This is a genomic window from Enterocloster sp. HCN-30185, assembly GCF_037890305.1.
Taxonomy (GTDB): domain Bacteria; phylum Bacillota; class Clostridia; order Lachnospirales; family Lachnospiraceae; genus Enterocloster.
On sequence record NZ_JBBKBT010000001.1, the window covers coordinates 67,988 to 93,798 of the forward strand.

Annotated in this window: 20 protein-coding genes and 1 pseudogene; 4 read left to right on the plus strand and 17 right to left on the minus strand. The window is 47.5% G+C overall.

Annotated elements, in window-relative coordinates; translation table 11 throughout:
• The first annotated feature begins 3 nt into the window (after positions 1-3).
• The gene (locus tag WKT10_RS00315) at positions 4-2,811 is read left to right on the plus strand and encodes a transglycosylase domain-containing protein (RefSeq protein WP_340274688.1); all 2,808 of its coding nucleotides are present in this window, start codon (positions 4-6) and stop codon (positions 2,809-2,811) included.
• On the plus strand, positions 2,804-3,118 hold the full coding sequence (locus tag WKT10_RS00320; protein ID WP_066544217.1) for a hypothetical protein: 315 nt from the start codon (positions 2,804-2,806) through the stop codon (positions 3,116-3,118). The genes WKT10_RS00315 and WKT10_RS00320 overlap by 8 nt, the downstream gene beginning before the upstream one ends.
• Positions 3,119-3,200: 82 nt before the next feature.
• On the opposite strand, the pseudogene WKT10_RS00325 reads toward WKT10_RS00320, so the two are convergent.
• The 6 genes and pseudogenes from WKT10_RS00325 to WKT10_RS00350 form a co-directional block, all read right to left on the minus strand.
• Positions 3,201-3,737 (minus strand): annotated as a pseudogene (locus WKT10_RS00325) (shikimate kinase); the annotation flags it as partial.
• 20 nt (positions 3,738-3,757) lie between these two features.
• On the minus strand, positions 3,758-4,339 hold the full coding sequence (locus WKT10_RS00330) for a flavin reductase family protein (protein ID WP_066544221.1): 582 nt from the start codon (positions 4,337-4,339) through the stop codon (positions 3,758-3,760).
• Between the two features lie 19 nt (positions 4,340-4,358).
• Positions 4,359-6,029: a putative manganese-dependent inorganic diphosphatase gene (locus tag WKT10_RS00335; RefSeq protein ID WP_066544222.1), complete on the minus strand. Its 1,671-nt coding sequence runs from the start codon at positions 6,027-6,029 to the stop codon at positions 4,359-4,361.
• Positions 6,030-6,345: 316 nt separating this feature from the next.
• Positions 6,346-7,776 carry a cell wall-binding protein gene (locus WKT10_RS00340; RefSeq protein WP_340274691.1) on the minus strand — a complete coding sequence of 477 codons (1,431 nt, stop codon included), beginning with the start codon at positions 7,774-7,776 and terminating at the stop codon, positions 6,346-6,348.
• Positions 7,777-7,872: 96 nt separating this feature from the next.
• Positions 7,873-9,423 (minus strand): 4-alpha-glucanotransferase, encoded by a 1,551-nt coding sequence (gene malQ / locus WKT10_RS00345; RefSeq protein ID WP_066544224.1) that lies wholly within the window; start codon positions 9,421-9,423, stop codon positions 7,873-7,875.
• Positions 9,424-9,500: 77 nt separating this feature from the next.
• Entirely contained in the window at positions 9,501-10,379 is an 879-nt protein-coding gene (locus WKT10_RS00350) for an AraC family transcriptional regulator (RefSeq protein WP_340274694.1), read from the minus strand.
• A gap of 132 nt (positions 10,380-10,511) precedes the next feature.
• Between WKT10_RS00350 and WKT10_RS00355 the strand changes: the two genes are divergently transcribed.
• Complete coding sequence (locus tag WKT10_RS00355) at positions 10,512-12,782, plus strand: glycogen/starch/alpha-glucan phosphorylase (protein ID WP_340274696.1); 2,271 nt, start codon at positions 10,512-10,514, stop codon at positions 12,780-12,782.
• Positions 12,783-12,982: 200 nt separating this feature from the next.
• Positions 12,983-13,258 carry a type II toxin-antitoxin system RelB/DinJ family antitoxin gene (locus tag WKT10_RS00360; protein ID WP_337434686.1) on the plus strand — a complete coding sequence of 92 codons (276 nt, stop codon included), beginning with the start codon at positions 12,983-12,985 and terminating at the stop codon, positions 13,256-13,258.
• A 72-nt stretch (positions 13,259-13,330) separates the two neighbouring features.
• On the opposite strand, the gene WKT10_RS00365 is transcribed toward WKT10_RS00360, so the two are convergent.
• From WKT10_RS00365 to WKT10_RS00415, 11 genes are all read right to left on the minus strand, one after another.
• Entirely contained in the window at positions 13,331-14,080 is a 750-nt protein-coding gene (locus WKT10_RS00365) for a nucleotidyl transferase AbiEii/AbiGii toxin family protein (RefSeq protein ID WP_340274699.1), read from the minus strand.
• A gap of 91 nt (positions 14,081-14,171) precedes the next feature.
• Positions 14,172-14,756 carry a type IV toxin-antitoxin system AbiEi family antitoxin domain-containing protein gene (locus WKT10_RS00370; protein WP_340274701.1) on the minus strand — a complete coding sequence of 195 codons (585 nt, stop codon included), beginning with the start codon at positions 14,754-14,756 and terminating at the stop codon, positions 14,172-14,174.
• Between the two features lie 308 nt (positions 14,757-15,064).
• Positions 15,065-16,000: a nucleotidyltransferase family protein gene (locus WKT10_RS00375; protein WP_340274702.1), complete on the minus strand. Its 936-nt coding sequence runs from the start codon at positions 15,998-16,000 to the stop codon at positions 15,065-15,067.
• A 15-nt stretch (positions 16,001-16,015) separates the two neighbouring features.
• Complete coding sequence (locus WKT10_RS00380) at positions 16,016-18,175, minus strand: hypothetical protein (RefSeq protein WP_340274704.1); 2,160 nt, start codon at positions 18,173-18,175, stop codon at positions 16,016-16,018.
• Positions 18,176-18,208: 33 nt separating this feature from the next.
• A complete protein-coding gene (glmS, locus tag WKT10_RS00385) occupies positions 18,209-20,047 on the minus strand; it encodes a glutamine--fructose-6-phosphate transaminase (isomerizing) (protein ID WP_340274706.1) in 1,839 nt (612 codons plus the stop codon).
• Positions 20,048-20,076: 29 nt separating this feature from the next.
• Positions 20,077-21,429 (minus strand): phosphoglucosamine mutase, encoded by a 1,353-nt coding sequence (gene glmM, locus WKT10_RS00390; protein ID WP_340274708.1) that lies wholly within the window; start codon positions 21,427-21,429, stop codon positions 20,077-20,079.
• Positions 21,430-21,446: 17 nt separating this feature from the next.
• Positions 21,447-22,631 (minus strand): non-hydrolyzing UDP-N-acetylglucosamine 2-epimerase, encoded by a 1,185-nt coding sequence (gene wecB, locus WKT10_RS00395; protein ID WP_340274710.1) that lies wholly within the window; start codon positions 22,629-22,631, stop codon positions 21,447-21,449.
• 16 nt (positions 22,632-22,647) lie between these two features.
• Positions 22,648-23,868, minus strand: coding sequence for a capsular polysaccharide biosynthesis protein CapF (locus tag WKT10_RS00400; RefSeq protein ID WP_340274712.1), 1,221 nt, complete (start codon positions 23,866-23,868; stop codon positions 22,648-22,650).
• Positions 23,869-23,972: 104 nt separating this feature from the next.
• A complete protein-coding gene (locus tag WKT10_RS00405) occupies positions 23,973-24,173 on the minus strand; it encodes a hypothetical protein (protein ID WP_340274714.1) in 201 nt (66 codons plus the stop codon).
• A gap of 14 nt (positions 24,174-24,187) precedes the next feature.
• A complete protein-coding gene (locus WKT10_RS00410) occupies positions 24,188-24,739 on the minus strand; it encodes a VanZ family protein (protein ID WP_340274717.1) in 552 nt (183 codons plus the stop codon).
• A gap of 10 nt (positions 24,740-24,749) precedes the next feature.
• Positions 24,750-25,802, minus strand: coding sequence for a polysaccharide biosynthesis protein (locus tag WKT10_RS00415; protein WP_340274719.1), 1,053 nt, complete (start codon positions 25,800-25,802; stop codon positions 24,750-24,752).
• Positions 25,803-25,811 lie beyond the last annotated feature (9 nt).

Consider the following 25,811-nt stretch of genomic DNA (forward strand, 5'->3'; position numbering starts at 1 on the left):
GCCATGAATATTAATAAGAAGCAAAAACTCCAGACTCCCGGCTCACGCCGCCGTCTGGTTACGGCTCTAGGAATCACCGGCTGGCTTTTTAAAGGAGTTCTTTCTGTCTTTACCGCTGCCTTTCTTATCATGGCGGCAGCAGGACTGATCCTCTACGCAGCAGTCAAACCGGAGCTTGACAAATGCCGGGAGATTGCCTATGACAAGCTTGCTCAGATGGACCGTTCCGATTTTTCCATGCTGTCCGATACAGTAATCTACGATAAGGACGGAAAACAGATCGGTCTGATCAACGCGGGTCATTATCAGTATATGGATATTAACCACATCAGCATGAACCTGCAGAACGGTTATATCGCCCAGGAGGACCGGAGATTTAAAAACCATAACGGCGTAGACTGGATCGCCACCTTCCGGGCCGGTCTTGCCCTGATCAAGCATGGCGGGGAAGTGACTCAGGGCGGCAGTACCATTACCCAGCAGGTGATCAAAAATACATATCTGACCCAGGAGCGCACCTTTACCCGCAAGATTGTGGAAATCCTGCTGGCTCCCGAACTGGAAAAGAAATACTCCAAAGCCGATATCATAGAGTTTTACTGCAACACGAATTTCTACGGGCACCGCTGCTACGGTGTTGAAGCTGCCAGTCTGTATTACTTTGGAAAACACGCCGAAGATCTGGCCCCTGAGGAAGCGGCTGTGCTGATCGGCATCAGCAACAGCCCCTCTGCCTATGACCCGGTTTCCCATCCGAACGCTTCCAAAAACAAACGGGATGATGTATTAAAAAGCATGAACGAGGTAGGGTATCTGTCAAATGAAGACTATGAAAAAGCCGTCTCTTCTCCTTTAAAAATCGTACAGAAGGAAACAGAGGGCACGGATGAAAATTATCAGAGCAGCTATGCCATTCACTGCGCTGCCCTGGAGCTGATGAAAATGGACGGTTTTGAATTTCAGTATACCTTTGATAACAAAGAAGATTACACCCTTTACTCCGAACGCTATACTACAGCCTACTCCGAGCAGTCAGACCGGATACGGGCAGGCGGATTTCAGATCTACACCTCCTTAGACAGCGGACTGCAGGCTGTGCTCCAGACGCAGATCGACGCCAGTCTTTCGGGCTTTACAGAGCTTCAGGAAAACGGAAAATTTGCCCTTCAGGGAGCCGGTGTGATCGTAGACAACAAGACCAACTATGTAACGGCCATTGTAGGAGGACGCGGGGCGGATGATCCCTTTAACCGGGCCTATTTAAGCGCCAGACAGCCCGGAAGCACCATTAAGCCCCTCATTGACTACGGACCCGCCTTTGACACCGGGGAATACTATCCCACGCGCATGGTCAATGACCACAAATGGGAGAAGGGTCCTTCCAACAGCGGCAGGCGCTACTTTGGCAATGTTACCGTAAGAGAAGCCTTAAACCGCAGCTTAAACACTGTGGCCTGGCAGATCTTAGAGGATATCGGCATTGATTTCGGTCTGAGCTATCTGGGAGAAATGGAATTTCAGAAGCTGAGCTATGTGGACAATCAGGTGCCCTCCTTAAGCATCGGAGGCTTTACCAACGGCGTCCGGGTAGTTGATATGGCAAAGGGCTACAGCACACTGGCAAACGGCGGAGTATACAATGACCGCACCTGCATCGTGAAAATCCTTCATGAAAAAGAGAGCGAGCTCACAAAGGATATGACGCCTTTTGCAAAGCAGGTTTACCGCAGCGATTCTGCCTTTATGCTCACAGACGTCTTAAAAGGCACATTTACCTCCCCCTACGGCACCGGACGGGGACTTGGCCTGGAAAATGATATGCCCGCTGCCGGAAAAACGGGAACCACAAACAGCAGCAAGGATACCTGGTTCTGCGGCTACACCCCTTACTACACAGCCGCCGTCTGGGTGGGTTACGATATCCCCCGTAATATGCCGGGAATCTACGGAGCCACCTACGCAGGAAAAATCTGGAAAAATGTAATGGACGAAATCCACCAGGGGCTCCCCCCTCTTGACTGGGAACAGCCCGATACCGTAGAGCGGCGTTCAGATGAAACCAATGGGATCGAAGATTATTTCAGCACCACGGCTCAGTTCCGGGCTCAGCAAAGCCTTCATGAAAAGGAACAGGCTGCGCTTTTAGAAGAGCTGACCCAGGAAGCAGAGGCGTTCTGTGCCAGAGAAATCCGTTCTGTGGAAGATACCTATACGGTAAAGGATGAATATGCTTCTATCACTTCCCGTCTCCCCCTGTTGGACGACGGAGAGCAGCGGGCACTGCTCTTAGAGCAGACGGAACAGCGGTATGATTACTTTGTCTCCATCATCAGCCAGATGGGTGATGAAATCCGGCGCTATGAAGAGCAGAAAGCGGCCGAAGAGAAAAAAGCCAGAGAAGAAGCTGCCAAAGAGGCAGAGAAGCAGCGTCTGGAAGAAGACAAGGCCACCAAAAAGAACAGCTTCCTTCTGGCCCTTGAAACGGTAGAGGAGCTGGAATACCAGAGAGAGGACGCGGAACGCCTGGTAAACGATGCCATTGACAAGCTTTCCCTCATTGCAGGAGATCCGGAAGCAAATGCTCTCTCCGACCGGCTTCAGACAGCCATCAGCCGCATTTCCACGCTTCCCACCGCAGAAGAATGGGAAAAGCTTCAGGCACAGGAAGCCGAACAGGAGGCGAAAAAGGAACAGGAGGCCCAACTGGAAATCCAGTCCAGCCAGGCCCGTCTCCGTTCCTCCTTAAGCCGGGAACGCTTTAAGTGGAACAATATGGAATACTATGGACCAGGAGGACGGGGCGATGAATAAACATAACACAGCTTCCATGCAAAACGGCAAAAAAAGGCCCTCATTTTCCATTTTACCGGAAAAACCGGACGGGGCTGAGGACTGGTTCTATACCTTTATGTGCATGAACATCCCCTTCTACGGATGGCGGTACCTAAAGCAGCTTGTTTATCAGGAGCCCAATGACAGCCCCAAAAGCCAGTTTGCCAGAGCGTATCTGTACTATAAACGGGTATTTCTCAGGATTTCTCTGGCAATCGCAGCCCTGCTTGCTGTAATAGGCTTTGCCGGGCTGCATCTGCTGATCCGATATATGGAAATGCTGTAGCACAAAAACAGGCGGCAGACTGCCGGAGCCCTCTTCTAAAAGGCCCGGCGTCTGCCGCCTGTATGTATATACTATAAAATCATTTCTCCAAAGCAGCCTGCAGCTTATCCTGATCCATCATTCCCTCAATGACCCGGCGAAGCTCATCCACTGTATCTCCCGGCGTCTTTCCCGCCTCGTCGATAACAATATCCGCATATTTTTCATACAAAGGCACCCGCTCATTATAGAGATCTCTGAGCGTAAATCCCGGCTTTAAGGCAACGCCCCTGTCCACTACATTTCCGATGCGCCGTTCCATTTCCTCATAGCTCATCTTTAAGTAGACCACCTCGCTGATCTCCTTTAAATGCTTCATGGCTTCTTCCCCGTAGATCACGCTGCCTCCGGGAGCGATCACGGAAAGCCGTACATCCAGCCCCGCATTGATCCGGTTTTCTACCTCTAAAAAGCCGTCCATTCCCTCATCTGCGATGATTTCCTTTAAAAGGCGTCCTTCCTTTTCCTGGATCACGATATCTACATCCACAAAGGAAAAGCCCAGACGCTTGGCAAGCAGCACGCCTACAGTACTTTTACCCGAAGACGGCATACCGATCATAGTAATATTGGATTTCATCCTGCACATCCTCCTGTTCTTCAGCGCTTCTTCTTTTTCACCGGTTTCTTTACAGAATATCCGAAGCTTCCCAGCTTCTTTCCCAGTTCAAAATATTCACCGTGGGAATAGGATACCAGACCGGAGGAATTTAAGTTAAATTTCCCCTTTGCATCCATGTACTGATTGTCAATGGTTACTCCCACTACCTGAGCCAGAAACAGGTCATGGCTTCCCAGTTCCTTTACCTCAGTTACCTTACACTCAATATTTACCGGACTTTCTGCGATCCCCGGAGCCTTGATATATCGGGAGGGCTGAGGCGTCAGACGCATTTCCTTAAACTTATCCACATCCCGGCCGGACTTTACGCCGCAGTAATCCGTCGCCCGCACCAGAGGGCGGTTTACCAGGTTGATCACAAACTCCCCTGTATCCTTAATGATCCTATGAGAAAAACGTTCCTTTCGCACAGAAATCGATACCATGGCAGGATCAGAACAGACCGTGCCTGCCCAGGCTACGGTGATAATATTGGGAGTTTCTCCCTCCCTGGCGCAGCTCACCATCACTGCGGGCACCGGATAAAGCATATTGCCCGGCTTCCAGTATTCTTTGCTCATAAAAATACCGTCCTTTCCTTTACTCCTGCTCTGCCAGCATCAGCGCCGGGATCAGCTGCTTCTTTCTGGATACCACTCCCGGCAGACGTACCAGAGGCTCTGTCTGTTCTCCGGACTCATCCGGCTCTGTATGAAAGGCCTTTTCCGCCAGCTGCAGCGCTCCGTTTCCTTCGCAGATCAGGTCTGTCGATTCGGTTAAAATATTTGTCAGCATGAAAAATACAAGATCCAGGCTGTTTTCCTGTCTGGCATTTTCCATATAATGGATAACCCTTGGGCGGATGCTTTCCAGCTCATCTCCATTTAAAGAGGTGATCTGTCCAACGCCGATAGCAATCTTTCCTGAAGTAAAGCGCTTAAAGTCCTGATAAAAGATCTCCTCGTCGCTCTTTCCCTTCAGATTGCTTCCCGCACCAAACATTTCCATGGCGTATTTTTCTATCTCAATTCCCGCAATCTCTGCCAGCGATCTGGCAGCCATCTCATCCATAGGCGTACAGGTAGGAGAACGGAACAGCAGGGTATCGGACACAATGGCGCTGCAGAGAAGTCCTGCGATCTTTGGCTCCACCTTTACTCCGGCTTCCTGATACATCTGATAAATAATGGTAGCCGTACAGCCTAAAGGCTGATTGCGGAAAAATACAGGAGACATGGTCTGAATGGTTCCCAGCCTGTGGTGGTCAATGATCTCCATAATCTCTGCATTTTCGATTCCGGCCACTGCCTGGTTCTTTTCATTGTGATCCACTAGCACAACCCGCTTCCCCTTAGCTCCCAGCAGGTTTCTTCGGGAAATCATACCCAGATAACGGCCATCCTTATCCAGAATCGGGAAATCCCGGTGACGCTTATTCGCCATGACGTCACGGATCTCATCAATATAATCATCGCTCTCAAAGGTAATCAGGTGCTCTCGCGTCATAAAGTAGCTGATGGGCATACTCTGGTTAATGAGACGGGCTGCCGTGTAGGTATCATAGGTTGTGGCAATAATCGTACAGCCCCGCTCCTGAGCAATCTTTTTGATAGTCATGGACACTCCCGCGCCTTCACAGACAATGATGCAGTCCGCGCCCATTTCAATGGCACAAAGCTGGGATTCATACCGGTTTCCCAGAATCACCAGATCATGGGGCTCGATGTAAAACTCCATCAGATCGGGATTTGCCGCCGCGATCAACACCTTTCCCTGGCTGAAATAGGCATCGGCCGTACCGATCACCAGATCTGCCTCCAGTGTCTCAATAATATTGGAATACTGGGTATTGGCCTTAGACAGAATGCTGCTATCATAAATATTCATGTAGGTCTTTGTAATATCGCCTACCGTAATCAGTCCCTCCAGAGTGCCGTCCTCCCGCACCGCCGGAATGGTGACTACATTATTTTCCTGCATGATATTCCAGGCCCGCTTTAAGGAAATATTGTCCGCAACGCCCTTTGTCTTTCGGATTTCAATGTCTCTTACCTGCGTCCGTACGTCCTCCACCAGAGCAGGCTCCTCCATGCCGAAATAATCCAGCACGAACCTTGTTTCCCCATTCACATGGCCCGCCCTGGCAGGAATATACTCCTCTCCTGTTACTGCCCGTTTCAGATTGGCATAGCATACAGCCGAGCAGATTGAATCCGTATCCGGATTTCTGTGGCCAATCACCAGCGTTTTTCTCTTTAATTCCTGATCCATCTTCTCTCCCTCTTTACCCCAGAGATCTCTTTTAAAAAATCCCCTTTGATTCATAATCTATTTACATTTAGTTCACAATTCGTTCATATCCTTTTCTTATACTTTTTATATAAATAAATCATGTTTTTCGCATTGCTTACTAGTATATTTGCACATAGATTTTTCATAATTGCCCCGGCTTAAAACAGCCGGGGTCTCCTCATTTTTAGAGCAATTTAAATCCGGAAAGAGCCGCCGCAGCGGGCGGCTCCTGCCGGATTTATTTATATTTTTTGTGTATCAAGTATAGCAGATGAGGATATGTTTGGCAACCTCTTTATCTCACATACGATATCTCCCAGCCTGCTGCCGGAAGCGCCGCCGTCTCTGCCTTTCTCATCTTACCCTCTGTCTGGATCCGCCCCTTTTCATCCGCCGTCCAGATCCTGTCTCCGATCTTAAAGGACGCATAGCCGGTTCCTTTCGGAGCAGCAGCCAAAAGACCGTTATAATAAAGGAAACCGTCCTTTTCTCCGTTTACCCCTGTTCCCTTTAAGGAACCGGAGGTTTCTGCACAGAAGGCAAATGTTTTGCCGTTTTTATCCCTTACGGCTTCCGCTTTTCCTGTCAAAAGAGCGCCATCCTTATCCGGATCAAACCAGGCCGTCTCGGTTTTTCCTCCTGAGGTCATGCGAATCAGCCCGCTCTGCTGTACTCCGTAGGAATCAAAGAAATAATAGGATCCATCCAGCTTTGTCACTGCATCCCAGATCTGCACGGCATCTGCTGATAAAAAAGTAGGAGTACCGTCATGCTGCAGATAGAAACGGCGTGTCATATCTTCCTTTGTCTGTGCCGTCTCGGAAGCATTTTTTGCACGGCGGGCTTCTTTTGATAAGGCCTGCTCCCATTCCGGGCTGTCCCAGGGCCGTTCCTCTGTTTCAAGCCACTGGCTCTTAAGCATCCCTTCGTCTTTTCCGCCCAGATACACAAAACGGCTAATCCCTGTGCCGTCTCCAGGTTTTGCCTGTTCCCTTACGCAGCGCCATCCGGTCGCCATCACGCCGTTGGCATCAAAATAGTAACGATGGCCGTCAATCTCGCTTTCCTTATAGGAGCCCACCTCTGCCCGTCTGGCCTTTCCCGAAGAGTTAAAATAATACCACTGTCCTCCGGGTTCTCCGGGAGCCAGCGCTTTGGAAACAGAGCCTTCTGCCGGCCCCTTCTTCCCGTCGCTTTCCAGATAACGCCAGCCGATCTGGGTATATCCCTGGTTTTCATCTCCCAGATAATAGATATCCCCATTTTCATAATGCCAGCCTGTGCGCATCCGTCCCTGGCTGTCAAAGCTGTACCGGACATCTCCCAGTTTTTTCCAGTCATTCTTTTCTGCTTTTCCACTGGGGCCCAGATAGTACCAGCCTTTCGCCATCTGGGAGGAACCATCCTCATAGATCCATGTTTCCTTTTCCATGGCTCCTGTTTCATCTACGTGCCAGGTTCCCTGGATCCAGGCGTCTGCTGCGATCTCACCGTTTTCATCCAGGTAATAAGAGTTTCCGTCCCGGTGTTTCCACTGCTCCGTAACGATGCTGCCAGTCTCATCCACATAGCGCTCTGCTCCGTCCACCATCTGCCAGCCTTTTTCTGCTCCCAACGCTCCAAAGGGGAGGGCAGCTGCCAGAAGAAGGCCCGCTGCTGCTCCTAAAATAAAGCGATTCCGTCTGATATAGCATCCTGTTCTTTTTACATTCGTTTCCTTCTTCATAGCCGCCACCTCCTGATTATTCTTATCTTTATTTTATCAGAAAATGACACAAAATCCATGAATTTTTACCGATTATAATCAGAAGATTTTATTAATTCAACTGTTTTTTGCCAGTCTTCCGTAAATCTTTGCCAACCTGCGGCATTTTTCAACCAAGGTCTGATCCACTTCTCCCGGAAGCAGCCTCCATTTCCAGTTTTTCCCTAATGTGGAAGGCTCATTGATCCGGGCTTCTGTGCCGAGGCCCAGATAATCCTGAATGGGGATCACAGCCAGTCTAGCAGGGCTTTCCAGAGCCAGACGGATAAACTGCCAGTGAAGCTCCTTCTTTGGAACCCGGCGACTTCCCATGTACTCTCTGGCAAAGCTCCGGTTCTTTTTGCTCATGGAGTCAAACCAGCCTGCAAGCGTATCATTGTCGTGGGTTCCCGTATAAACTACACAGTTTTCCGTATAATTATGAGGAAGATAGCTGCTTTCCTCTGAATCGTCAAAGGCAAACTCCAAAACCTTCATCCCCGGAAATCCTGTTTTCTCCAAAAGTTCATAGACCTCAGGGGTAAGAAATCCCAGATCCTCTGCGATCACCGGAAGCTCATCCCCAAAGTGCGCCTCCAGCGCCTGAAACAGCGCCATTCCCGGCCCCTTTTCCCAGTGTCCGAACTCTGCTGTCGCATCGCCGTAGGGAATGGAATAATAGGCTTCAAAGCCTCTGAAATGGTCGACCCGCACTACGTCATACATCCGAAGGCTGTATTCCATCCGCCGGATCCACCATTCATAGCCGGTTTTCTCATGATATCCCCAATCATAAAGAGGATTTCCCCAAAGCTGCCCCGTCTCTGCAAAGGCATCCGGCGGACAGCCCGCTACTGCCTTTGGCAGATTTTCCTCATCAAACTGAAACAGCTCCGGATGGCACCAGCTGTCCGCGCCGTCAAAAGCTACATAGATGGGAATATCTCCGATGATCCGGATCCCCTGTTTATTGGCATAATTTTTTAACGCTGTCCACTGCTCTTCAAATTTCATCTGCTGAAACTCATAAAACCCGATCTCATCGGTGAGAAGGCTGCCGTAGGCTTTCAGCGCCTCCGGCTCCCTAAGACGGATCCCGCGCTCCCAGAGATTCCAGCTTTTTGACTGGAAATGATCCTTCAAAGCCATATAAAAGCAGTATTCCCTTGTTTCCGGCCCAAGAGTTTCAAGGGCCAGACCGTGAACCTGCTCCAGAACGCCGCACGTATTCTCTGCAGATTCTTTCCCCGCAGTCCCCTTCCGAGCCAGCCCATCCTTCCACCGATCATAGGCCTTTCTAAGCAGCGGAAACCGCTCCCTGTAGATCCGGTCATAGGAAATATACCGCCTGGAATCCCCAAAATCAGCCTTATCACACTCTTCCTTTGTCAAAAGGCCCTCCCGGATCAGTTGCTCCAGGTCGATAAAATACGGATTTCCTGCAAAAGCGGAAAAGGACTGGTAGGGCGAATCCCCATAGCCCGTAGGGCCAAAGGGAAGCACCTGCCAAAAGCCCTGTCCCGCCTGCTTTAAACGGTCAATCCATTCATAGGCTTCCTTTGAAAAGGCTCCGATGCCATACCGTGAGGGCAGGCTTGCCACAGGAAGCAAAATTCCACATTCGCGCATAAAATAACCCCCTTTTTGCAATCCACATCATTATACGGAAAAACGGATACAAAATCAATCGCTTTGGACTGCCGGCCTTAAGACTCCCGATACTCCTTCGGGGTCATACCGTACTTTCTGCGGAACAGGCGGTTGAAATAGGACAGATTATCAAAACCGCACCGGACTGCAATCTCCGTCACCGTGTCTCCCGTGGTTCTTAAAAATCCGCCTGCACGGGAAAGACGGTAATCGTTCAGATAGCTCACAAAGGGCTGTCCCGCATACTGCTTAAAATATTTCATAAAATGAGACTGGCTGTAAAAGCACATCCCGGCGGCCTGGCTGATATCAAACTCCTCTCCGTAATGCTCCTCAATGTATCCCAGCACCTGCTTAATCCGCTCCCTGGCCCGTCCGGGCCGTTTTTCCCACAGCGTCAGGCCGGACTGAAAGGCCAGATAAAGAAAGGTATAAAGCTGCCCCTTCACTGCCAGCTGATACCCGGTTCCCCTCTCCTCCGATACACAGTCCAGCGCCTGAATGCATCCTGCAAACGCCTCATATCCCTCCATTCCTCTCCGTTTAAAAAGCGGCTCCCTCACCTGCTCTCTGGCAAGAGGAAAAAGGAACCGTTCCGTACAGAGATCCTCCTCTGCCCCCATGAGAAGTGACAGGCTGAAAATGATATTTTCGTAATCCATTCTCTGATCCTCAAATCCGTAAATTGCATGAAGCTGGCCGGGAAAGACAGCCATCACATCCCCTTCCTCCACCTCATAAACCACCCGGTCTACAACCACGTTGCCCTGGCCCTTTTTTATGGAAATGATCTCCATTTCCTCATGCCAGTGGAGAGCCACATTCTGAAAATCCCCCGGAATGGAACAGGGATAGATATTAAAAGGGAATTCGCGCAGTCCGTGCTTCTTGGTTTCATGGTACTTTTCCTGCCTTATCATATCGCCTTTTTCCATGCTGCCTTCCATCTCCTTTTGATCGTATTGTACTATATTCTCCCATCATTCTGCAAGATTTTTTCCAAGCCACCTGATAGAATAACTGTAATATAAATAACTCCTGCACCGAGCAGAAAGGATGGATCTGATATGACAAAAAAAGAACTTGAAACAGCACTGTGCACCGCCTGTCCCAAGGCGATCGCCGACTGTACGGATAAAGAACTCTATACAGCCCTTCTTGCCATTTCCCAGAAGGCCGCTGCAAAAAAAGAAGAAAACTCCGGAAAGAAAAAGCTGTACTATATCTCTGCTGAATTTCTCATCGGAAAGCTTCTTTCCAACAACCTGATCAATCTGGGCCTTTATGATGATGTAAAGGCGATTCTGGAAGAAAATGGCAAATCTCTGGCAGCAGTCGAGGAAGCAGAGCCAGAGCCATCCTTAGGAAACGGCGGCCTGGGACGTCTGGCAGCCTGCTTTCTGGACTCCATTGCCACTCTTGGCTTAAACGGCGACGGCATCGGGCTGAACTATCACTTCGGCCTTTTTAAGCAGCTCTTTAAGGATAATAAACAGGAGGAGGCTCCCAATCCCTGGATTGAAAACACCTCCTGGCTTACAAAAACCGATGTGACCTATCAGGTTCCCTATAAAAACTTCACCCTTACCTCCCGCATGTACGATATCGCGGTAACAGGCTATCACGGCCGTACCAATCATCTCCATTTATTTGATGTGGAATCCGTGGACGAATCCATTGTAGAGGACGGTATTTCCTTTGACAAAACGGATGTGGCAAAAAACCTGACTCTGTTCCTCTACCCCGATGACAGCGACAGGGAGGGACGGATCCTGCGCATCTACCAGCAGTATTTCATGGTAAGCAACGCCGCAAGGCTGATCCTGGAAGAGGCTGCTGCAAAAGGCTCTGATTTCTATGATCTGCCCGACTATGCTGTCATCCAGATCAATGACACCCATCCTACTATGGTAATCCCGGAGCTGATCCGCCTGCTGACCACAGAGCATGGCATGGAAATGGACGACGCCATTGAAATCGTCAGCCGCACCTGCGCCTACACCAACCACACTATCCTTGCTGAGGCCCTGGAAACCTGGCCCATGGAATTTTTCAAGGAGGCGGTGCCCCAGCTGATCCCCATTATGGAGGTGCTGGATGACAAGGTACGCCGTAAATTTGACGATCCTTCCGTCTATATCATTGATAAGGACGACCGGGTTCACATGGCCCACATTGATATCCACTACGGCTTCAGCGTAAACGGAGTTGCCGCTCTGCACACCGATATTTTAAAGGAAACGGAGCTGAACCATTTTTACAAAATCTATCCTGAAAAATTTAATAACAAAACCAATGGGATCACCTTCCGCCGCTGGCTCCTCCACTGCAATCCACAGCTCTCTGATTTTATCACCAGCTTTATCGGGGAAGGCTATAAAAGGGATGCAGATGAACTGAAAAAACTGGATCAGCCTGCCATTTCCTGCAATTTAAAGCACCTGTACCGCCTGCTTTCCATTAAGGATCAGAAAAAAGCAGAGCTGGCACAGTATTTAAAGGAAACACAGGGACTGGAAATCAATCCCGATTCCATCTTTGACATCCAGATCAAGCGCCTTCACGAGTACAAGCGCCAGCAGTTAAACGCCCTGTACCTGATCCACAAATATCTGGAGATCAAAAAAGGCCATAAGCCCACTACTCCCATCACGGCCATCTTCGGTGCAAAGGCTGCGCCTGCCTATGTGATCGCCAAAGACATTATCCATCTGATCCTCTGCCTGCAGCAGATCATAAAGGAGGATCCTGAGGTAAGCCACTGCTTAAATGTAGTGATGGTAAATAATTACAACGTGACTCTGGCAGAAAAGCTGATCCCGGCCTGCGATATCTCCGAACAGATCTCCCTGGCCTCCAAGGAAGCCAGCGGCACGGGAAATATGAAATTCATGCTGAACGGAGCCGTCACCCTGGGAACGGATGACGGAGCCAATGTGGAGATCCACGAGCTGGTAGGCGACTCCAACATCTATATCTTCGGCGACTCCAGCGATACGGTCATCCGCCGCTATAAGAGAGGGGACTATCATTCCAGATCCTACTACGAAAACTCCCCTGCCTTAAAGGAGGCCGTAGACTTTATCATCAGTAAGAAAATGCTTGCTGTGGGCGATAAGGAAAATCTGGAACGCCTTTACAATGAGCTTTTAAATAAGGACTGGTTCATGACCTTCCCTGATTTTGCCGCCTACTGCCGTACCAAGGAAAAGGCCTTCTCGGACTATGAGGACCGGGCCTCCTGGGCGAAGAAAATGCTGGTAAATATCAGCCGGGCAGGATACTTCTCCTCAGACCGGACCATTGAGGAGTATAACAGGGATATCTGGAAGCTGTAAATAAAAACGCCCCCTCACAGCCGGGGTTCCGATTCGTTCGGAGCCGGTTGGGAGGGGGCAATCTGTTTTTCCGGGGGTTCCATGAAAAAAATGCAACCGAGGCTTGCCAGCAAATTGCAAATTTTCTGTCTAATACCTTGATATTGCATTGTATATAGCATATAACATAGGTCAACAGCAATGAAAGGAGTTGACAATATATGGCTACCACTACTAATTTCAGCGTCCGCATGGACAGCGATATTAAAAAGCAGTGCGAAACTCTGTATGGTGAATTGGATATCAATCTGACCACTGCTATCAATGTGTTTCTCCGTCAGTCGCTCCGGGGCGGCGGTTTTCCTTTTGATATTCGCATAGAACAGCCGAACAAGGAAACGATTGCGGCAATGCTGGAAGCAGAGCGCATTGCTCGTGATTCATCGGTAAAACGCTATTCTAATGTTGAAGACGCGTTAAGGGCGTTAAAAGAATGAACAACACACACTACAACATCATCTGGACAAATCCGTTCAAGAAAGACTACAAGCTGACAATAAAACTGCCAATTATTGAATTTTACTCCACAAGAGCTGTGTACTTTCTATTATATCCTCATAGCTGATATCAACTGCATACGGATATTTCTTCTGATAAGATTTCCAAAGTGTATGTAACTGCACGTCATCACTGACGGCAGCCATAATTTTTGGTGCTTCCTCTTTCAGATTTTCGGTGCTTCTTTTCTTACAGGTTGCCTCAAATGCCTTTTTCAGTACATCAGCATCGATGTCCTGCTCGTAAATAGAAAGCAAGGTCTTGATATCGTAGAAATCTCTCATTCTGGTATTCAAAAGACCTCTTGCTAGAACCGTCTGAAGTTTTTCTGCCAGAATTGTTTCCAAATTATACGACCAGAGGCTGATGGAACGGTCATCCAAGAGTAATTTATATTTGTACTCGATTGCCCTTGGTGTAATAACATCTCCTGTAGAAATATCAATCTTCATAGGTGTCACGAGTTTTCCCATCACGGCATTCATGATAAACCGAATACCCGGATATTCCATTTCATCCATGATGTTGGAAACTTCCTTGACTTCAAAGGTCACCCCATCCCCCAGATTGATGTCTTTGATATCATCCACAATCCGTTTGGCATCTTCCGCCGACAGATTCTGGTTTTTGATGCTCGTATCAATGTCCATTGTAGAGCGGAGTGCCACACCTACCATTGCGGTCACCAGCATTCCGCCTTTAATGATGAAATTGTCTTTATACTGCGAACTGGCAACTCTTTCAAGGAAACGCTCCATCATATAGATTCACATGAGCGTTCTATCATCTGCCTTGTTTTCTTTTGCTACGTTCTTAATTCTTCCCTTAACCTGTTCTGGCGTCAGCTGCATTTTACAATAATACCCCCATATATCTGCGGATCACATTGTCGACCCGAAACAGCTTTGCATATTCCATAAGTCGGTTCAAATCTTTATCTTTTCTGGAAACATATGTCTTCAGAACGGAATTGAAATCCTGTGCTTCAATACTACTCCGGCTTCTCATCAGGTCACAAATCGTCCGTTCCAGATCATACATTGGAATCATATTCCCGTCATTGTCTTTCACAATGATCTTTCCGACATCCAATAATTCCCGTTTTACTGTATATACTTTACAACTTCCATCCGCTGTAAGCCGGTGTGCATTGTAACCGCTGTACATGGTAAGTGTGTGGACAAACGGTTCTCTGTCTATCAGACCATGATAATAAAAAGCCTCGTCATGTGAAAAAACAGCATTCGGGCATCTCTTATAAAGCACATACAACTCATCGACCCAATCCGATCCCGTAGAATAAACACCACGGCTGACCGGCTCCAATCCGTTTTCTCGGACATATTTGTAAAACTTAAATTTTGAAATTCCAGATTTTTCCGCAATTCTCAGCGTAAGGTAATCATGATTTTGAACTAATCTTATCATCTCATTCATAGAATCACCATCCTTCCGTGCTTATATTGTAATCGAAATAAGCACAGTAGTCAAGCAAAACCAAACAATCGTGCTTATTTTATATTTAATATATGCACGGTCGTCGAATTTTATTCTGTCAAAATTTGTCAAAATCAGCTTGCGAGGCCAGCTCTTTGTACGGATAATCATCGTTCTACCGCTCCGTGAACCTATCATTGACCAACCCAATGGTCAGCAGGTCCAGGTCGGCGATGCTGATACCGAGCTGTACACAACGCAGTAAAAAGAGCGGGGTGGTCATTTCCCGCTCACTTTTTCGAGTTTCTTTACACCTCCCCAAACAACCTCTCCCCATACACTCCATTTTTGATCAGCTGTTCAAAGGACTTCACTACAAATTCCTTATCTTCCTTATAAGTCACGCCAAACCATTTGTCATGGGACTCCAGGACGCGGACGGATACCTGACCCTTTTGGATCAGTTCATCAATACAGCCCGGCAGGAGGTATTCCGCCTTTAAAAGCTCCGCCTCACTATGCTTCTTAAAGAACTCTTCAAAACCGGTCTGGAGCAGCTCCATAAATTCAGGTGTCAATCCCCACATATTCATGGATACGCAGGAATCTGCATCAATGGAAGCAAGAACGCCATCCGCCTCCACTGCCGCCCCCTCTGCTGTCTTTACAATGCCTGAGGTCTCATGAACAGCTGTCAGATATCCGTTCTCATTTGTCTCGCAAATGCCCCTTGTCACAGCTCCATTCTCACTGAGCGTATTTTTTAAAATAAAACCGGCCATACAGTATGCGTTTGGCTTTTCTGCTGAATACTGTGTCAGAAAATCGTGAACTTTCACAAATGCTTCTTTTCCATAATAATCATCCGCATTGATGACTGCAAAGGGCTCATGGAGCACCTTACGGCAGGCCAGGACCGTCTGGCCCGTTCCCCAGGGCTTTGTACGGTCTTTGGGGCAGGACACGCCCTCCGGAAGCGCCTCCCGCTCCTGATAGGCATATGCGATCTCCACACCCAGCTTCTCACAGATCTTCTCAATCCGGCTGCCGATTGCTTCCCTGAAAGCCTCTTCAATATCCCTGCGGATGATAAACACAATCTTGTCAAACCCGGCTTCAATGGCATCATGAATCGAGTAATCCATGATAATCTCCCCATTCATTCCTACCGGTGCCAGCTGTTTTATCCCACCGCCGAACCGGGAGCCAATCCCGGCAGCCATGATGACCAATGCTGTTTTCATACTCATATTCTCCTTTTAATACGTTGCAGTTGCTTCCGGCACTGCCAGCTCTGCGATCTCATCGGATCCGTATACCTTGATTGTTCCATTGCCTGCAACTTCCCATTTCTGGTCATTTCCGTCTGTAACTTTTGTATTTTTCATTACCTTTCCGGATGAATTCACCAGATACTTCTTTCCGCCCGCTTCCAGCTGGAAGACTTCATATTTTGCAGCCTTATCTGCTTTCTGCAGCTTTCCTTCATAGTAAAGATAACCGTCCTTTGTTCCGGTATAGCCTCTTCCATCATTGTCAAAATAGTACTGAGACTTCCCGCTGCTTATACCATCATCAATCATTACCTTTCCGGTCACACACTTGCGGTCTCCCTCTGCAGAGCCGCAGTAGTAAAATCCATCCTCGCTGCTGCTCACACCGGAAATCTCCACCAGACCATACTGGGCTGCGCCGTACATATCAAAGACGTACATATCATTGTGGATTTCTTTTCGCTTGTATTTATTTTCTGATGCATGAACCGGCTCTCCCGAATTATCAAAATAGTACCATTCCTTCTGTCCGCTGCCGTCCAGGTCTGCAGGCCCATTGATGTACAGCCAGCTTCCTTCCACCTTCTGCCCTGCAATGAACTTCTTATCTGTTTCAGAGGTGGGCTGATAGAAATAACGGTAACCGGAAATTTCAGGCGTTTTGGAGCTTAACTTCACCCAGCCCGGATACATGATTCCATTGCCGTCAAAGCAATAGGTTACTCCATCTACATTCGTTTCCTTTTTGCCGCCGGAGGAACGGCGTTTTTTACCCGTGGACTGATTAAAATAAAACCATGCATACTGTCCGTTGTCGTGAACGTAATCCGTTACATCATCGCTGTCATCGATCCAGTTCTCCGGAATCTCCAGCCATTGCCAGCCCAGCGCCCTTGCACCATCCTCACCACAGTAATAATAGGAATTGTCGCTGTCCCCATTATCATCCAGCTTACTGTCTGTCAGCCAGCCTGTACGCATCACGCCGCCGGAATTAAAGCCATAGTTCTTTCCATCGATCTTATACCAGCGGTCCATGGCAATATTTCCATTATCCAGGGCATAATACCAGTTATTGTAGTCGGAATCTCTGGAATCAAGACCGCTGATCACAAACCATTCATCCCGTTTCATCACGCCGTCTTCTCCCAGATAACGTCTGTCACCGCTGGGCAGTGTGATCCAACGTTTCCGGTAATTATAGCCATTCACGTCAAAATAGTAGGTTTTTCCGTCAATGTCATGATAGCCGTCCTTCAAGACTGCACCGGAGGTCTGGGCGTAATACCAGCTTTCCGTCACAACCTGAGTAGCAGCATTTACATTTTCAATCTTAAACCAGCCGTCATCCTGTAGAATGCCTTCCTCATCCAGATAGTAGCGTTCCTTCTTCGGATCCACATACCAGCGCTTTCTGTAATTCAATCCATTGGCGTCAAAATAATACCAGTTTCCGCCTATCTGGGACCAGCCATTTCTGGCAATCACTCCATTTACATCCGCATGATACCAGTTGGCATACTCCTGCCCAGCGGCATTTGTTCCGCGGATAGCAAACCAGCCGGTCTGGAGCGCACCGCTTTCATCCACATAGTAACGCCTGTCTTCCTGAGTCACCCACTGCTTTCTGTAATTTCTTCCACTGGCATCAAAATACATGGTCACACCGTCAACCTCATGCCAGCCATCGGTAAGCAGAGAGCCGTCCTCCTGCTGGTAATACCAGTTAGAATAGGGCTTTCCATTGCTGTATGTACCTTCTATCACAAACCAGCCATTGGCTCTTTTTGCGCCGTTTTCATCTACATAATAGCGTTTTCCATCCAGGACAAAATTGCTGTTTACAGCCGCATTGCCGCCTGCATAGAAATAGTAGGTCTTACCGTTAATCTCATACCAGCCGTTTACATATATTTTTCCGTCTTCCCCGGCATAATACCAGGCAGTGGACGGCTTACCTGAAGGCAGACTGGGATTATTGGTCACGCTGAACCATTCACCGGCATAATAGGTTCCATCTTCCTTTACACGGTATCTGCCGCCGTTTTTGCTCTCCCACTTATCCTCTGCCAATACGGTTACAGGAGTCAGCAGCAATATGCCTGCGGCAGCCGCAATCACTCCCAGCTTCTTTCTTCTGTTCATTTTCAATCTCCCTTGTAATCGGATCTGCGCCCTTTACTCTACCGTAACAGATTTTGCCAGATTTCTCGGCTTATCTACATCCAGTCCTTTTGCCACACTGACGTAATATCCAAGCAGCTGAAGAGGGATCACAGCCAGACTGGCAGAAAAATGTTCATCGGTTCTGGGCACATATACCGCAAAATTTACCGCATCCTCTATATCATATTTTCCATAAGAAGTCAAGCCCATCAGATAAGCCCCCCGGCTTTTGCACTCGGCCATATTGGACAGCGTTTTTTCATAAAGCTGACTCTGTGTGAGCACTCCGATCACCAGCGTACCGTCCTCGATCAGGCTTATGGTTCCGTGCTTTAACTCCCCTGCTGCATAAGCCTCCGAATGAATATAGGAAATCTCCTTCAGCTTCAGGCTTCCCTCCAGGGAAACTGCGTAATCAATCCCTCTTCCAATAAAGAACGCATCCTTTGCCATTGCGTATTTCGATGCAAACCACTGGATCCGTTCCTTATCCTCCAGGATTTTTTCCATCTTCCCAGGCAGAGACTGCAGCTCTGCGATCAGCGCTGCGCAGTCTTCCTCTGAAAGCTTTTTCCTCACCAGGGCAAACTGGAGAGCCAGACAGTAAACGGCGGTCAGCTGGGTGCTGTAGGCCTTTGTCGTTGCAACGGCAATCTCCGGTCCCGCCATGGTGTAAAACACATGGTCTGCCTCTCTGGCAATGGAAGAACCGATCACATTTACAATCGCAAGGGTCTTTACCCCATATTCCTTCGCTTCCCTGAGAGCGGCCAGACTGTCCGCCGTCTCTCCGGACTGGCTCACTACGATCACCAGCCCATTTTTATCCAGAAGAGGTTTTCTGTAACGGAATTCGGAAGCCACATCCACACGGACCGGGATCTCTGCCAGATCCTCCATCACATACTGAGCCACCGCCCCCACATGATACGCAGAGCCGCAGGCCACAATATAAATCCGGGATATGGCGCAGATCTCTTCTTCTGTCAGCCCCATCTCCGTCAGATCCAGACGGCCGTTTTTCAAAACAGAATTCAGGGTATCTGAAACTGCTTTCGGCTGCTCATGGATCTCCTTCATCATGAAATGCTCAAAACCGCCCTTTTCAGCCGCTTCTGCATTCCATTCGATCTGCGTCATCTCCCTGGTTATCTCATCCCCATCCAGGTTGTAAAAGGTAATCTGCCCTTCCTTCAGGCGGGCCATCTCCATATTTCCGATATAATATACATTTCTCGTATATTTTAAAATCGCAGGCACATCAGAAGCCACATAGCACTCACCGTCCGTGACTCCCAGGATCATGGGGCTGTCCTTTCTGGCCACATAAATTTCTCCCGGATACTCCTTAAACATCACTGCCAGAGCATAGGATCCCCGAATCCGCACCATAGAATGATTGATCGCATCAACGGGAGTTCCCTCATACTTTTTATAGTAATAGTCAATCAGCTTTACAGCGACCTCCGTATCGGTTGAAGAATAAAAGGTATATCCTTTTTTTACCAGCTTATCACGCAGCTCCTGATAATTCTCAATAATTCCGTTGTGGACGCCTACTACATTTCCATCATCCGAGCAGTGAGGATGAGCGTTGGTTTCCGAAGGCTCTCCATGAGTCGCCCATCTGGTGTGCCCGATACCGCAGGTGCCCTTTAAGGCCTCTCCGTCATTCGTCTTCTCTGCCAGCGCCTTCAGGCGCCCTTTTGCTTTTACGATCTGAACCGGGGCGTCTCCATCCCGGACAGCCAGACCAGCCGAATCATAGCCTCTGTATTCCAGTTTTGATAATCCATCCAGAAGGATCGGGGCCGCCTGATGATCTCCTATAAATCCAACGATTCCGCACATACGCATCTCTCCTCACAATTCAATCTATTTTACTCTGCATGGCCCTGTGCTTTTAAAACCTCGATCACAGAATCCACATATTCCTCACAAAGCGTCCTGTCCATGGCCTCCACCATCACACGGATCAATGGCTCTGTACCGCTTTCTCTCACCAGGATCCGGCCGTCATTTCCAAGGGCATCTGCAGCCTTTTTCACAGCTGCCTGAACTGCCTCATCTGCCTGAGCCAGCGCCTTATCCTTTACACGGACATTTTTCAGTACCTGAGGATACATCACTACCGGCTCTGCCAGCTTTCCAAGGGTGGTTTTCTTTTCCAGAACTACCTCCATCATCTTGATTGCTGTCAGGATTCCGTCTCCGGTCGTGGCATACTTACGGAAAATAATATGACCGGACTGCTCACCGCCAATGCGGTAGCCGTTTTCATTCATATTTTCATATACATACTTATCGCCCACAGCCGTCTTTTCATACTCAATCCCAATCTCATCCAATGCTTTATACAGGCCGAAATTGGACATAACCGTAGTGACAACCTTATTGCCCGCCAGCTTTCCTCTTTCCTTTAAATAACGTCCATAAATGTAGATAATCCGGTCGCCGTCTACCACATTTCCATTTTCATCCACACAGATACAGCGGTCTGCATCTCCATCAAAGGCAAAACCCATATCAAGCTGATTTTCCTTCACATACTCCTGCAGAACCTGGATGTGAGTAGAACCGCAGTTCATATTGATATTGGTTCCATCGGGCTCATTATTGATCACATAGGTTTTGGCTCCCAGTGCGTCAAATACGCTTTTTGCAATCATCCAGGAGCTGCCGTTGGCACAGTCCAGTCCCACCTTCATGCCCTTGTAGGAACGGGTTGCCAGAGAAATGAGGTAACCAATATACTGATTTCTTCCAATCGCATGGTCAATAGTACGGCCAATATGATCTCTTGTGGCAAAAGGAAGCTCCTCTCTCTTTCCGTCCAGATAATCTTCGATCTGTAAAAGAACCTCCTCCTCCATCTTTTCCCCATAGTAATTGATCAGCTTGATCCCGTTGTCATAGTATGGGTTGTGGCTGGCAGAAATCATAATTCCGCAGTCAAAATCTCCGGTGCGGACCACATAGGATACGCTGGGAGTGGTCGTCACATGGAGAAGATATGCGTCTGCGCCGGAGGCTGTCAGTCCGGAAGCCAATGCGTACTCAAACATATAGGAGGAACGGCGCGTGTCCTTTCCAATTACAATTTTACTGCGCTTGTCCAGACGTGACTTTCCATAGTACCAGCCGATAAAACGGCCGATTTTGTATGCGTGTTCTACGGTTAAGGTTACATTTGCTTCTCCGCGGAAGCCGTCAGTGCCGAAATATTTTGCCATTTGTTTTTCCTCTTTTCTTACATTTTTCTCCAAACCATTTTATTTACAACACCTGTATAGCTCTGGATAATTTTCACTACCTTGGTACTTACATTCTCTTCCACATAATCCGGAACAGGAATTCCATAATCTCCGTCCTGATTCATCTGTACTGCAGTATCTACCGCCTGAAGCAGGGACTTTTCATCAATTCCTGCAAGGACAAAACAGGCCTTATCCAACGCCTCCGGACGCTCTGTAGAAGTGCGGATGCACACTGCCGGGAAAGGATAACCCTGAGAGGTAAAAAAGCTGCTTTCCTCCGGCAGTGTTCCTGAATCAGAAACCACCGCAAATGCATTCATCTGCAGATGATTATAATCATGGAAGCCCAGCGGCTCATGCTGAATCACCCGCTTATCCAGCTCAAAGCCCGAAGCTGCCAGACGATTTCTGGAACGGGGATGGCAGGAATAAAGAATCGGCATATCATATTTCTCAGCCATCTTATTGATTGCCGTAAACAGAGAAATAAAATTCTTCTCTGTATCAATATTCTCCTCCCGGTGAGCAGAAAGGAGTATATACCGTCTGGGTTCCAGTCCCAGCTTTTTCAAAATATCCGATGACTTAATCTCATCCAGATTCTGATGCAGTACCTCTGCCATGGGAGAACCTGTTACATATACTCTCTCCTTCGGCAGTCCACACTCATGGAGGTACTTTCTGGCATGCTCTGAATATGCCAGATTTACATCTGAAATAATGTCCACGATCCGACGGTTTGTTTCCTCCGGCAGACATTCGTCCTTACATCTGTTTCCTGCTTCCATATGGAAAATAGGAATATGCAGCCTCTTTGCTGCTATCGCGGACAGACAGGAATTCGTGTCTCCCAGAATCAGCAGAGCATCCGGTTTAATCTGATTCATCAGCTTATAGGAACAATTAATAATATTTCCTACTGTCGCGCCCAGATCATCTCCCACCGCATCCATATATACATCCGGATTATCCAGCTTTAAATCGTGAAAAAAGATCCCATTTAAATTATAATCATAATTCTGTCCCGTATGAGCAAGAATACAGTCAAAATACTTTCGGCATTTATTAATCACCGCACCAAGGCGGATAATTTCCGGACGGGTTCCTACAATAATAAGCAGCTTTAGCTTTCCGTTATCCTGAAATGAAATATCTGAATAATTTGTTTTTATCTCCATGTTGTGCCTCCCTATTTTACTCTACAGGTTCAAAAAAAGTATCCGGATGTGACGGATCAAAAGCTTCATTTGCCCACATAACTGTCACCAGATTTTCTGTGTCAGACAGATTAATAATATTATGGGTGTATCCCGGCAGCATATGAACTGCCTCAATCTTATCTCCCGACACCTCAAAATTGCGTACCGGATAAGGATTTCCATTTTCATCCAGCCCAATACGGCGCTCCTGAATCAGCCCATGGCCGGAAACTACAATAAAAAATTCCCACTTGCTGTGATGCCAATGCTGTCCTTTCGTAATACCCGGCTTGCTGATATTTACAGAAAACTGACCGCAGTCCATTGTCTTTATCAGCTCTGTGAAGCTGCCCCTGTCATCACAATTCATCTTCAGCTCAAACCTTACAGCATTCTCCGGCAAATAGGAAAGATAGGTAGAATACAGCTTCTTCGCAAATGAGCCCTCCGGAATCCGGGGCAGCACCAGCGTTTTCGTCTGTGCCTTAAAAGAATCCAGAAGCTGTACGATCTCTCCAAGGGTCACTTTATGAGTTATCGGCACATAGCAGTATCGTCCATTTTCCTGACCAATTGCCTCTACCCCCTCAAATTCACAATGATGCTCCTTTCCTTCCAGTCCATCCAGCATTTCCGCTATCAGATCGTCAATATAAAGCAGCTCCAGCTCCACAGAGGGATCATTTACCTGAATTGGCAAATCATTCGCATAATTATTGCAGAAGGTAGCAACTGCAGAATTATAATTAGGCCGTCCCCATTTTCCAAACAGGTTTGGGAAACGGTATACTAATACACGCGCGCCAGTTTCTTCACCATATCTGAAAAACAGCTCTTCTCCTGCCAGTTTAGACCTTCCGTAATCCGAATCCGCATAGCGTCCCAGAAGGGTAGCCTGAATGGAAGAAGCCAGCATCACTGGACAGGTATTTCCATGCTTTTTTAAAGTCGCAAGCAATGTATCTGCAAATCCAAAATTCCCCTCCATAAATTCTGCATTATCCTTCGGACGATTCACTCCTGCAAGATTAAACACAAAATCCGCATCCTGACAATATTTGTCCAGAAGCTCTGGAGCTGTATCTACATCATACTGATAAATCTGACCTATCTCCAAAGCAGGCCGCGTTCTGTCCTTTCCATCACGGATCGTTTCCAAAGCGGCTGTCAGATTTTTACCTACAAAGCCTTTTGCACCAGTGATCAATATGTTCATTTAGCTTGATTCCTCCTGAGTTCTAAAAATTTATAGCAAGAAAAAGAAGCTATATGTGCATCAAACTATATAGCTTCTCAATGTTCCGTTTTACTTCTATGATTCTATCGTATGCCTACAATACACTTAGCCGCAGCATGCATACTTGCGGCCCGTTCCCTCTCATTCTGCCTAATCTTAGGTTCTATGGTTTTATTTAATGCTGCAACATCACTGCGTGTAATTTTGCAAACTACTCTTTCCCCATGTTCCACAGAAGAAGATTTTTTTACAAAAGAATGTACTCTCTCTTCTAAAATTGCCATAATCTCTCCCTGCCTTAATCAACTATACTTTTCCATCTACTAATTCTTTCCCATACCCAATTCGCCAATAAACAGCCAAGCATACATCCTAAGCTATTGTGAATGATATCATCCCATTCAAATAATCCACATTTTAATACAAGCTGGCAGATTTCAATTACCGATGATATAAAAAGCCCAAACAGCAATCCCCTGTGAAGCCGAACTTTATGATTACAAATAAATGGTAATAGAAAACCTGCAGGCATCAATAAAAGACAATTAAGGATATTTTCCAATAAAAGCGAAATATCTCCCTCAACAATCACTCCATACCATGACCAGAACGGTATCAGCTTATAGCTCCTCACGCCCGGTCTTCTCGTTAAAATAGTAGACGCCGCCACTATTTCCAAAAACAAAATCAGCAAAAACAGCGCCACAGCCTGTGACACTTTCATACGGTGATGACGGATGCACCAAATCAGAAGCACCGCCATCACCACAGCTATCCCTGTAAGGCAGATCGTTTCTGCCTGTGACCAGGGTCGATTATGAATAATAAAAATTTGATATAAAAAATCCATTCAAACATGTTTACTGCTTAGATTCGTTCCAAGCTGCAACCTCATCTCTGATATACTGAAGAGTCAGAAGCTTTTCCTTCACCTGTTCCACCGTAAGCAGCTGAGTATTGTTAGAGTTAAACTCTGTCAATTTTGTTCTCTCCGTATCTCCTTCTTTAAAATACTTATCATAATTCAAGCCGCGCTTGTCACAGGGAACTCTATAAAAATTCCCCATATCAACTGCATGGGAACATTCCTCGTTCGTCAGAAGGGTTTCATACATTTTCTCACCATGGCGGATACCAATCACCTTAATCTCATCCTCTGACTGGAACAGTTCCTTCACCGCCTGAGCCAACACTCTAATTGTGCAGGCCGGAGCCTTCTGTACCATAATATCACCACTCTCGCCATTTTGGAAGGCGAAAATTACCAGATCTACTGCTTCCTCCAGACTCATGATAAATCGGGTCATCTCCGGCTCTGTAATCGTAATAGGCTTTCCAGATTTGATCTGATCGATCCACAGCGGGATAACGGAACCGCGGGAACACATAACATTTCCATATCGGGTACAGCATATTTTGGTTTTCTCCGGAGATACGGTCCGAGACTTGGCCACAATTACCTTTTCCATCATAGCCTTGGAGGTTCCCATGGCATTAACCGGATAGGCAGCCTTGTCCGTAGACAGGCAGATCACAGCCTTTACTCCCTCGTCAATGGCCGCTGTTAGCACATTGTCGGTTCCGATTACATTTGTTTTTACTGCTTCCAGAGGGAAAAACTCGCAGGATGGAACCTGCTTTAACGCTGCTGCATGGAAAATATAGTCCACCCCATGCATTGCATTCTTCACAGATGCCAAATCCCGGACATCTCCGATGTAGAATTTAATCTTATCTGCTACTTCTGGCATTCTGGCCTGGAAATCATGACGCATATCGTCCTGCTTCTTTTCATCTCTGGAAAAGATACGAATTTCTCCGATATCTGTGTTTAGAAAACCGTTTAAAACGGCATTGCCAAACGAACCGGTGCCACCGGTGATTAATAAGGTTTTTCCTGTAAATAAAGACATTTCCCATAC